General features: G+C 32.8%; 4 protein-coding genes. 3 read left to right on the forward strand and 1 reads right to left on the reverse strand.

All coding sequences use genetic code 11. The annotated features are described in order from the left end of the window. Window positions 1-44: 44 nt before the first annotated feature. Entirely contained in the window at window positions 45-5,816 is a 5,772-nt protein-coding gene (locus SM9_RS10545) for an Ig-like domain repeat protein (RefSeq protein ID WP_058740098.1), read from the reverse strand. Window positions 5,817-5,983: 167 nt separating this feature from the next. On the opposite strand from SM9_RS10545, the gene SM9_RS10550 reads away from it, so the two are divergent. From SM9_RS10550 to SM9_RS10555, 3 genes are all read left to right on the forward strand, one after another. Then, entirely contained in the window at window positions 5,984-12,892 is a 6,909-nt protein-coding gene (locus SM9_RS10550) for an Ig-like domain repeat protein (RefSeq protein WP_058740099.1), read from the forward strand. Between the two features lie 220 nt (window positions 12,893-13,112). After that, entirely contained in the window at window positions 13,113-13,238 is a 126-nt protein-coding gene (locus SM9_RS12535; protein WP_269744788.1) for a hypothetical protein, read from the forward strand. A gap of 23 nt (window positions 13,239-13,261) precedes the next feature. After that, on the forward strand, window positions 13,262-13,459 hold the full coding sequence (locus SM9_RS10555) for a hypothetical protein (RefSeq protein WP_058740100.1): 198 nt from the start codon (window positions 13,262-13,264) through the stop codon (window positions 13,457-13,459). Window positions 13,460-13,477: the final 18 nt, after the last annotated feature.

Here is a 13,477-nt window from a genome sequence, read left to right on the forward strand (position 1 = left end):
AAAAAAGAAAAAAAAGTTGAGAAGTTTATGTAAACTTCTCATGTTTAAGCTGTTACGGTTACAGTATTAGAGATTCTTGCTTGTCCGTAAGAAGCAGTAATAATGTATTTTCCAGCTTGCAAGTTAATGTTTAATTTTGCAACACCATTAGCATCGGTTGTACGTTGATACATTACACCGTTGATGTTGAACTCTATTTTTTGGTTAGCGTATGCTTTACCTTGACCGTCAACTAATTTTGCTTCGTAAGCACCAGATTGACCGTATTTCTTGGTAAGGTCATTACCAGTTAATGTTGGTAAAACAGTAACATTGTGAGCAACCTTACATCCTTTATACTCAGCAGTAATAATGTAAGTTTTAGGAGGCAAGTTGATGCTAAGTTTTACATGACCTGTTGCATTGGTTGTACGGTTGTAGAATACACCGTTGATGTTGTAGGTGACAATTTCACCAGCTTTAGCAGGGTTACCATTATCATCTAAAACTTTCAAGACATACTGACTGTCATTGCGGAAGTATTTCACAAGATCAGAATCCTCAGTAAATCTAGGCAATACAGTAATAGTATTTGTTACACTTTCATTGGTAACAGGGTTTGTAGTCTTAATAGAGTATGTACCCGGTACCAAATTAATGTTCATTCCAGCCTTACCGTTTGCATCGGTGGTTCTGGTATAAGTAATATCATTTAATCCAAAAGTAACATCCTTATTAGCCAAAGCATTACCATCACTATCAGTGAATACAGCTTCAAATCTATCAGGTGCCTTTTCAATTTTAGTTAAATTCTCACTAACAACAGTAATGATTTCTTTTTCAACAGTTACGGTCTTATTAGCAGTAGCAGGTTTGTATTTATCATCCCCAGTGTATGTAACTGTGACTGTGTGATTTCCAGGAGCCAATTCAGGTAAATCAATTGATGCTTTACCGTCTTTTACAGGAGCATAATAACCTTTACCGTCAACATCAACCAACATGTAACCGGTTGCATCTTTTGGCAATTCAACGTTAACTGCATCATCAGAAACGTTAATGTCTGCTTTTGGATTAACTGGTTCAGGTGTTGGTTCTTCATCCTCAGGAACAGTTACACTAGCAGGTTTGCTTGCATTGGTGTATTTGTCATCACCAGCATATGTTACAGTTGCAGGGTAGTTTCCTTCATCTAAACCGATTACGTTTACTGTTGCTTTACCGTCTTTTACAGGAGCATAGTAACCTTGACCGTTTACATCAACCAATACGTTACCTGTAGCGTCTTTTGGTAAAGTTACTTCAATGGTTGTGTTTGTAACTTTAACAGTCATTTCAGGAGTTACAGGTTCAGGGATTGGTTCGTCTTCTTCAGGAATGCTTACAGCAACGCTGCTTGTGTTTGCTTTGTAGTTATCATCACCAGTGTATGTTACTGTAGCAGTGTAGTTACCGGCATCTAAGCCAGCAACATCAACAGTTGCCTTACCGTCAGTTACTTTTGCATAGTATCCTTTACCGTCAATATCAACTAATACATATCCTGTTGCATCTTTAGGCAATTCAACAGTAATTGTGGAATTGGTTGAATCAACAGTCATGCTAGCATCTTCAGGTTCAATTTCTTCCTCTTTAGGAACACTGATTTTAACAGTAGTCTCATCTTCTGTGAAATTATCATCACCGACATAAGTTACGGTTGCAGTGTAGTTTTCACCTGCTTCCAGGCCTTTAACATCGATTATTGCTTGACCGTCTTTGATTTCTGCATAGTAAGTTGTACCGTCAACGTCTACTATTACACCACCTGTTGCGTCTTTGTTAACAGTAACAGTTACAGTGGTGTTTTCTGCAGTTGCTTTGAGTTCAGGGTCTTTTGGTTCAACTATTGGTTCAGCAGGGATACTTATTTCAACAGTAGTTTCATCTTCTGTGAAATTATCATCACCAGTGTAGGTTACAGTTGCTGTGTAGTCTTTGCCTGCTTCCAGGCCTTTAACATCGATTATTGCTTGACCGTCTTTGATTTCTGCATAGTAAGTTGTACCGTCAACGTCTACTATTACACCACCTGTTGCGTCTTTGTTAACAGTAACAGTTACAGTTGTGTTTTCTGCAGTTGCTTTGAGTTCAGGGTCTTTTGGTTCAATTACTGGTTCTTCTGGAATATTTAATGGAACTTCAAAGGAAGCATTGTTATAGTTGTCATCACCTAAGTATGTTACTTCAGCAGTGTAATTTCCAGGTTCTAAATTAGGAATTGAAATAACTGCTTCACCATCTTTTACAGGAGCATAATAACCGGTTCCATTAACATCAGCTAAAACATAACCAGTTGCATCTTCAGGTAAATCTAGGGTGATTGTTGATTTTTCGGCATCAGCAACAACGTCTGGAATGATTATAGCATCAGCTTTAGTAATTTCCAATTTTTCAGTATCGTTTACTGCTTCTGTATAATTGTCATCTTCAACATATGTTACGCTAACATCATATATGTTTACTGGTAAAAGCGGTAAAATAAATTCTTCACCAATGACAACATCTTCATAAGTTTCATCGCCTACTTTAACAGTCACTTTACCTTCACAGTTGTTTGATGTTACAGTAATGGATGCATTTTCAAATACAGTTCCATTATTGATATTAACACTTAATTCAGGAGTTACTTTACTAATTTCTAATTTTTCAGTATCGTTTACTGCTTCTGTATAAACATCATCTTCATTGTATGTTACAGTAACATCATAAATTTCCGCAGGTAATAATGGTAAAATAAATTCTTCACCAATGACTACATCTTCATAAGTTTCATCGCCTACTTTAACGGTTACATTGCCTTTGCAGTTGTTTGATGTTACAGTAATGGATGCATTTTCAAATACTGTAGCATTATTAATATTGACACTTAATTCAGGAGTTACTTTAGATACTTCAAAATCAGCTGCAATAATGCTAGTTGCATAGGTACCGTCACTGTTATATTTAGCTTCTACTTCGTAGTTACCAGCACCTAAAGCACCAATGTTCCATGAAGCAGCACCATCAGCAATTGTTGCATTATATTCATTTTTATAATTAACATCTTTTCCTGTAACGGTAAATGTAATGTTTTGACCGTCTAAAGTAGAATTAATATTTGCAGTGAAAGTAATATTGTCTAAAGTGGTGAATGTGTCATTTGTTTCAAATGTTAAATTAGCATCTTCTAATTTTTGGTTGATTGCATAAACTTTGTTTTCTGCAGTGTAGAAGTAAATGTTACCTTCATTATCCATTGCACAGTTTTTGACTGCAGAATTGGATTCAGTGTCAACCATCCATTTTTTATTACCTTCATCATCAAATGCATAGAACTTACCGTCATCACTACCTACATAGATGATACCATTAGCATCAGTCATGATTGTGGAAGCAGTAGATCCGATATCATAAACTTCACTTTCAGTCAAATCAGCTAAGGAATATTTGTATAAAGTACCTAATGAGTTAACGGAGTATAAAGCCTTGTTGGTAGTACTTATAGCCATTCTGGAACCAGTTCCGCCAGTTACAGCCTGGGTTTTTGTAACTCCATTTGTGGAATCTGCTTTTGAAATGCTGTCACTTGTAAAGAAATAGACATTTCCGTTAGAGTCTGCTACAGGAGTTCCAACAATACCTGGAGCACTGATTGAATTTATTTTATTATTGGAAACATCATATATAATAAAACTATCAGAAGAAGTAGCCCATGCTTTATTATTAGCAACAATAACATTTAAAAGAGGAGGAAAATGGTGTTGGTCACTATAATCATAAGAGTTATGATATGAGAAATCAGTCTCACTGAACTCTCTATTATATGTGTAAAATGCAAGATATCCATCAGAAATACAAATATAATTAATTTCATTGTTTTCTATAACATAAACACAATGGAAATTAGTACCCGTAAGGTCGGGATAAGTCCTTGATTCAAAACGAACTTTAAATTCTCCAGGACTATTGTAATCTTCCGGAAGAATATAAAATGCTTCATAATTATTACCCATATTTGATGTATGCGCATAGCCCATAACATTAATAATATTTTCAGAAGAAATAGCAATATTGTAACAATTTAATTTAAGGTTCTCCATCTGAGGATAGTCAGCCTGTTTCACAAGCATATATTTTTCAACAGTACCTTCATTATTTAAAAAATCTATTCTATTTATTTGACCAATTGTTAAGTATCCATCTTTATCAATCACTAACGAAAAAATATCCGCATAACTCTTATTCCAAGACAATATTCCATTTGAAACACCTCCATAAGGTGATTCCATAGAATTGGAAGAATCAAAACCATCCATAGACCATTGTGGAGTATCTTGACTGTCACCAATTAATTCAACATCATCGACAGATAGGCCAAGCAATTCATTATTAAAAATATTTGATTGTTGATTGCCTAAATTAGCATACTCAGAAGGAGTATAAAATGTATTGTTGTGTGCTGCAATATAACTTGCATTATTTGATACATAAGCAATATTTACATCATTACTATGTGCTTCAACATCAACAAAAGTATTATATGCTATTCCAAACACAGGATTTCCTAATGTAACATTTTCATCCCAAGTATGATTATCATCAATATATTCGCCTTCACGAACTGCAATAGCTTTACCTGTTGTAGCAGTATTATTTATAAATGTACTGTAATATAAATGGAAATATCCTGCATCCATAGCAGATATAGCTCCACCATAACCTGCAGAATCCAAATTATGATTATTTTTAAAAATACAATTATCAACAGTTACATTATAAGTACTACCATAAGATAATGCTCCAATTGCACCGCCACCATTATTAGTAGTACAATTATTTCCTTCAAAAGTAGAATCTGAAACATTTAATATACTATATGTGTATATTGCGCCACCATTCCATCCTGCAACATTATTTTTGAATGATGAATTTACAATATTCGTTGTTGCATTTGAAAATGAAAGAACAGCACCTGCCCACTTATCAGCACCGTTATTTTCAAAAATTGAATTTTGTATATCCATATATCCACAATTGTTAATTGCACCAGGAGCATATGACCCATAATTATTTGTAAATCTACAATCACTAATTGACATTCTTGCATTATTTACTGTTGAGCTAGAAGATGAGTAAAAATTAGTAATTGTTCCAAAACTTAAAACATTATTAGTAAAATTACAATTTGTAATATCACCAGCACCCTGTCTTAAATAAATTATGGATTGTTTATTTCCGGTACCATTAATATTATTAAAATTACAATTTTCACATGCATAATTCCCATTACCTGCAAAATACATTAAAACACCACTAGTAAAAAAATTAGGGTTTTGAAGGTTAATATTTTGAAAATTAAGATTTTTAAAAGTAATGTTTAATCCATTTGTTGTTGTGGAAAATGGAATATAATTAACAGTTACAACATTGTTACTTGAAGAACCACCAATATAAGAACCAGATAATCCTTCAATAATTACATTTTTATTTATTGAAATTTGACCTTTTGTACTTGGTGGAGTTATACCCCCACTAACGTAAATTGTATCATATTGAGTAGCATTTGTACATGCACTCTTTAAATTCGACCACGTAGAAACAGTAACTGTTGATGTTGAAGGTGCTGACAATAAATCACCACTGTCAACTTCATCAGTACCATTAATTTCACTAGCACTCACAATGTCACAAGGTGCAGATACATCACTATCCACACCAACGGCATCATCAGTACCATTAATTTCACTAGCGCTTACAGCACTTACACTGCAAAGCACTATTAACATTATTGAAATAAACAATAACTTTTTTTGCATGAGTTTCCCCCATTATTTTTTTTACGAAAATATTTTCATGTATCCAATAACAAATAAAAATTATAAAAAATTAAGCTTTCTTGAATACATTATTTTAATATATTAGTAAACTAATATTTATAATTAATATAATTGAAAAAAAAAACAATTACATTGGAGATAAAAAAATGAAAAAAACAATTATTTTCATAATGATTCTGATAATTTTATTCACATTACCACACGTTAGTGCCATTGATGAGAATTCTACGGATTTGATTAGTGCAACTAATGATGATGAGCTAATTTCAAGCGATAATGAATATATTGACTATGATGATCCAGATACTGAATTTATATTGGAGATTAATGATACAAAAGATTATGAAACGACTGGAAATATAACGTTTTACATATATTTTAATGGAACACTCTCATTTGGACCTGAAATTTATGATTTTATAAAAGAACCGATAACAATATATGAAAACAATAAAAATGTAGGAACAGTACCGGTAAATCAAATAAACTACACAACATTTAATCAAGATGGAAATAATGTTTTTAATGCAACATTTACATGCCAGATTCAAAACAAGACACAAATAAGACTACATTACACTGCATGGGATACAAATACATTGACAATTGAAAAAATATTGGAACCCGAAATAAAAGCATTGACAACACAAGCAATCATCATCAGAGACAAAAACGGAATAAAATATACTTCAAATAACACATGGAACAATTCAATCAAATATTTAGAAAAGGCAATTAATGTGGCCAGTGCAAACGATGAAATAATATTAACAAATATAAACATACAAACAACACCCATATTTACAAATCCAACCCAATCAAGTACCATTAATGTAAATAAAAACCTAAAAATAATCGGAAATAATGCAGCAATTAATGCGAACAAAAACAGTCATTTATTTGAAATAAATTCCAATGTAACATTCATTAATATGACATTTACTAATTTTTCAAGTTATTTATTCAAAAACCACGGCAATTTAACTTTTATAAATTGTACATTTAAAGATTCTTACACAAGATTCATAAACAATACTGGAAACTTAATAATATTAAATTCAACATTCAAAAACATGAAAGAATACTATTCAAATGCGCAAATATCCTTACTTAAAGATTACTATACCGAAATTGGGCTAATATATAACACTGGAAACTTACAAATCGACAATTCAGTATTTGATAACTTTGATTATCCAAAAGAAATAGAAATAGATAATTTTACAATTAAAGAGCTTGGAGTGATATATAATCTCAATAGTGCAACAATAACAAACACAAATTTTACAAACATTAATACAAGAGCAATAAACAATACCGGAAACTTAAAACTTGAAAAAACATTATTTGAAAACATAACAACAAATACTTTAAAGATATTAATAAATACATCAGAATTCAATAAAATCTCTGAAAACACAATCTATCAATCATATACCGGATACAGAGAAAAAACAACATATACAACTTATGAAAGTAAAAATTATTTCTTAAATGGTGGTGCAGTATATAACACAAATAACCTGACTATTAGTGAGTCCCAATTCAGAAATATAATCTCATATTACGGCGGAGCAATATTCAATGAAGGAAATGCGACAGTAAATAGTACAAATTTCATCAATACTGAAAGTTCTGGAGGAATGGGTGGAGCAATATTCAACAATGCAAAAATGACTCTTGAAAATACCACAATAAATAATTCCAAAGCAAATTTAAATAACATTCAAATTGGAAAAAATACATTTATACAAATTACCCATGGTGGAGCAATATACAATAACCAAACATTAACACTTGACAATTCAATCATAACACAATCAACTGCAGCGTATGGTGGAGCAATAGCAAACAACGGACAAATAATTATAAACAACACAATATTAGATAAAAATTATGCAAATAATGAAGGATATACTGGTATGAATTATGGTGAGACAATATTCAACGATGAAAATGGAAATTGCATTATACATAATTCAAATATAAAAAATACAATAGCAAAAAGAACATCAATAGGTGGCGGTGGTGCATATGGAACGTATGGTGGGATAATATATAATTTAGGAGATTTAACAATATCAAAAACAATATTTGATAATATGTCTGGAAAATATGAAGATTTTTCATCAGTTGTAGGTGGATCATTTACTATTTTTAATTATGGAAAAATGAATGTGACAAATAATTACTTTATTAACTCTCCACACAAAGAACACCGTTGGAGTTCTATAGGATATCTAAGTGCATACACTTACGCATACACAAACAATCCAAATAATGCATACATGAGCAATAACTACTACTGCCTGAACGCAGACCCATATACAATCGACACCAATTTCCCGGTCAACGACTATTTCATATTAGCATTCGATCCGGACTATTATGCTCTTAATTTAAATGAAGTGAGAAACATCACATTAAAACTGAAACTTGCAAGCGGAAAAGAATTCAGCAACTACGAACTTTTACCAAAAGCAAATGTAACAATATACACTTATGATGAAAACGGAAATAAAATCAACTTCACAAAAGAATTAACGAACGGACAGGTAACATTTCCATACAATTACACATCAACGAAAGGAAGATATATCATTTCAGCAGAAATGGGCGGGGGCAAATGCATTGCAGAAATCGATGTCGGGAAAAACAAAAGCTACATGGACATTAAGGCAGCAGACATTTACTATGAAGATAATGCAATATTTATAATGAACGTAACCGGAAACTTAACCAACCAGCCAACGGGAAACGTTTCAATAATTCTGGACGGTAAAAAATACACTGCAGAGATAAACAACACAAAAGCAAATCTAACAATCCCTAACATGCAGGCAAAAACATATGACTTAATCATACGCTATGAGGGAGATGAAGACTACTTCAAATACATTCACCATCAGAATTTCACAGTATACAAAAAACCAACCGGCATGACACTGCAAATACCTGACGTCTATTATGGCGAGCGAGCTATTGGAAGAATTTTTTTAAACACAAGCAAATATTCCGTTAAAGATGGACATATCTACATTACCGATGAGAATAATCAAACAACCGTTAACCAGATTGCAATCAGAAACAACACTTATGTAAGGTTAACCAATTTTGCAAGCGGAGATTTAAAAATAACAGTCGAACTGATTGGAAATGAAAACTACGAATCATCAAACGCAACAGTAATTTTCAAGATTAAAAAATATGAAACAAACCTCACAATAAATGCATCAGACATTAATGCGGGTGAAAGTGAAACGATTACAGTCACGCTCACACCGGAAGGTGAAGTTGCAGGAGAGGCCAATCTGACAATAAACAATAAAACAGAAACAATCTATCTAAAAAACGGAAACAATACCGTTACATTGGAAAACCTCACAGGAGGATCATACAACATTACGATATTCTTCGCTGGAGATAAAAAATACGCAAACTCAACAGTAACAACCACAATAAGCGTTAAAAAACATGACACAACAATGGATGTGACTGTTGAAGAGGATAAAATCACAGTAAAAGTCAATCCGTCAAATGCAACCGGAACAGTAAACTTATATATTAACAATCAATTGCAGCAATTAAACCTGACCAATGGAACTGCAACATTTGCTCCAAACTACAACAGATTCAACAACAGCATATTCGTCTACTACGAAGGAGATGACTACTATAACTACACTACATTCAACACAACATATGAAAACAACAAATTGGCAAATCTTACAGGTTATGACGTATTGACTTATGACGGAGAAAGCGGAACAATCTATGTAACGTTAACTGATGAAAGCGGATACGGAATTGCCGGAAAAAACATTACAATAAGCATTAACAACAAAAAATACACTCATACAACCAATCAATCAGGAATAGCGGCACTGACACTGACACTTCCGATTGGAAATTACACAATAACATCAAAATATAATAATTACACAGCAGAAAATACTTTCACAGTGCTTAAAAATATAAACATGACCACTGTAGGAGATATTGAAGTATACGACAACGAAACATTCCAGTACTACGTCAAATTAACTGACGGAAGAAACAACAATATCAAAAATGCAGAGGTTACATTCACTGTTAACGGCCAAAAATACATCAACAAAACTAATAATAACGGTATTGCAAGAATATTTTTAACACTAAACAAAGGAAACTACACAATAACCGCCAAATACAAAACAGAAACCTTAACAAATAAAATTAATGTTCGGGAAAACGACAACTACACAATAACCGCAAATGATTTGGAAATGCATTATCGTGACGGATCCGCATTCAACATAACACTGAAAGACGGAAACGGCAACACACTAAGCGGCAGAATAATCACATTCACAATCAATAATAACACATACCAAAGAACAACAGATAAAAATGGTGTTGCATCACTTAAAATAAACTTAGCACCTGGAACACATGAAATAAAAACAACCTACATCAATACATCAACTACCAATAAAATATTGATTAAAGACTATCCAGTTATCATCACTGGTGAAGATGTGGAAATGTATTACCGTGACGGTACCAAATACACTGTCAGCCTAAAAGACACAAGAGGAATCGCATTAACTAACGTAAACGTAATATTTACTGTTGATGGTGAAAGCTACACAAGAACTACTAATAAAGATGGTATCGCATCCATTGCAATCAACCTGCCGGAAGGAACATACACAATAACAGCAACTTATAAAAATGCATCAACAACCAACAAAATCGTTGTTAAAGATTATGCACCAGTAATTACAGGAAACGATGTGGAAATGTATTATCGTGACGGAACAAACTACACAATAACCCTGAAAAATACTAAAGGATCCCCACTAATCAATGTCGATGTAACATTCACAATAGACGGTGAAAACTACACAAGAGCAACAAACAAAGATGGAATTGCATCCATTACAATCAACCTACCAGAAGGAGTTTATTCAATAACAGCAACATACAGAAATGTTTCAACAACCAATAAAATTATTGTTAAAGACTACGAACCTGTAATAACAGGCAGTGACGTGGAAATGTATTATCGTGATGGAACAAACTACACAATCACATTGAAAAATACTCAGGGAACTCCGATTTCCAATGTTGATGTGATTTTCAATATCAACAACAGAAACTACACCAGAATAACTGATTCCAATGGTATTGCAAGAATAACAATCAACTTACCGGCAGGAACATACACTATAAAAGCAACATATAAAAACGCTTCAACAACCAACAAAGTTACTGTTAAAGACTACGAACCTGTAATCGTAGGTAATGACGTTGAATTGTATTATCGTGACGGCACAAACTACACAATCACATTGAAAAACAGCAAAGGAGATATCTTATCAAATAGGATTGTTACCTTTAATATCAACAACAGGGACTACAACAGAACTACCAACAGCAACGGTGAAGCGTCAGTGACAATTAACCTGCCTGCAGGAACATACACAATAAAAGTCACATATGCTAACGCTTCAACAACAAATAAAATCACAGTAAAAGAATATGCACCAGTAATAACCGGAAATGATATCGAAATGTACTACAGAGACGGTACTAACTACACAATCACATTGAAAAACAGTAAAGGAGATATCCTATCAAACAAAGTGGTTACATTCAATGTTGATGGTGATGACTATAACAGAACTACTAACAGCAATGGTGAAGCGTCAGTGACAATTAACCTGCCAGCAGGAACATACACAATAAAAACAACATATAAAAATGTATCAATAACAAACAGGATTACAGTGAAAGAATATCCTCCAGTATTAACAACTGAGGACTTGGAAATGTATTTCCATGACAATTCAACATTTAAAGCAACCTTAACCAATACAAACGGTGATGTATTAACAAACAGGAAAGTTACATTCACAATTGGAAATGAAACATACACGGGAACTACTAATAATCAGGGTGTAGCATCTATTGCAATTAATTTGGCTCCTGGAAACTACACAATAAAAACAGCATACCAAAACTTAACTAAAACAAACAACATTGAAATCAGGACAAACTATAATCTTGAAACTAAAGATTTAGTCATGATTTACAAGGACGGATCAAGGTTTACTGCAAAACTGACTGACAAAAACGGTAACACTCTTAAAAATGCAACAGTTTTATTTACAATCAACGGACAGTCATACACAAGAAAAACCAATGATGAAGGAATAGCATCAATTGCAATCAATTTAAACAGCGGAATACATACAATCACAACAAGATACCAGGAAGAGTTTAAAACAAACAATATAACAATCAAAGCTACAGTTGAAGCAAAAGATGTTGTTAAAGTCTATAGAAACGCAACCCAGTATTATGCGAAATTCACTGACAATGCTGGAAAAGTACTTAAAAATACGCAGGTCACATTCAACATCAATGGTGTCTATTACACAAGAACAACTAATGAATCTGGTGTTGCAAAGCTAAACCTAAACCTCCAACAAGGAAAATATATACTAACAGCAATCAACCCAATAACCGGAGAAAACGCAGCAAACAACATCACAATACTGCCAACAATAACAGAAAACAGAGACATTACAAAATACTACAAGAACGCGACACAGTACACTGTCAAACTAATAAAACCTGATGGAAGCATTGCAGGAGCAGGAGAAAAAGTAACATTCAACATAAACGGAGTATACTACGAAAGAACAACCAACGAATCAGGAATCGCAAAAATGAACATAAACTTAAACCCTGGAGATTATATAATAACCGCTGAATATGCTGGTTGTAAAGTATCAAACAAAATCAAAGTACTTCCAACAATAAAAGCACAGGATTTAACCAAAAAATACGGCACACCAAATCCATTTACAGCAACATTACTTGACGGTGAAGGAAAACCACTGGCAAACGAAAAAGTAACATTCAACATCAACGGAGTATTCTACACAAGAACAACCGATGCTGACGGTATTGCAAAACTCAACATTAACTTGCAGGCCGGAAAATACATAATAACCTCAAGCTACAACGGACTGAATGTGGCAAACACCGTAACCGTACAAAGCTAAAAACATCTATAACCATCACCAATCCATAACTTTAATGAAAGATACAATTTGATGGTGAATTGGTATCTTTCAGCCCACACCAATTGATGAAACATTTCTCCTTTATTAAAATATTGCTTTAACGAAGTAAAATTTTTTTTAAAGAATAATATTGCTTTAATTTGAACTATAAGATTTATATGGATTGTTAATTAATATTATAATAACTCAGGCGATTATAATGAAAAAATTACACAATCATATAGATATTTCAACAAAATATGCTTTCATCAAATTAAGCGAAATAATACATGATTACTTCATACTAGATGAGGAATATATCCATCCGGTAGAAACAGAAGTATAACACTAAACAAAAGAAATCTAAGAATGGACATAGCATATATTAGAAGTGGAAATATCATCAACAACATTGAAAATCAAAGTTACTTCACAGACACCAAAAAATTGGAAATAATAGCTGAATATGCAAAATTTGTCCTAATCAATAACGATTCGCTAATAGATTCAATCATAATAATCAAAATTGATCCAAAATATTATAAAAAAGAGATACCTCTTAAATAAACGCTGATACTGCGACCA

The organism is Methanobrevibacter millerae, assembly GCF_001477655.1.
Classification (GTDB): domain Archaea; phylum Methanobacteriota; class Methanobacteria; order Methanobacteriales; family Methanobacteriaceae; genus Methanocatella; species Methanocatella millerae_A.

Coding starts and splice junctions, on each gene's coding strand:
- SM9_RS10555 (WP_058740100.1), top strand. CDS start 13,262: ATGGACATAGCATATATTAGAAGTGGAAATATCATCAACAACATTGAA.
- SM9_RS12535 (WP_269744788.1), top strand. CDS start 13,113: ATGAAAAAATTACACAATCATATAGATATTTCAACAAAATATGCTTTC.
- SM9_RS10545 (WP_058740098.1), bottom strand. CDS start 5,816: ATGCAAAAAAAGTTATTGTTTATTTCAATAATGTTAATAGTGCTTTGC.
- SM9_RS10550 (WP_058740099.1), top strand. CDS start 5,984: ATGAAAAAAACAATTATTTTCATAATGATTCTGATAATTTTATTCACA.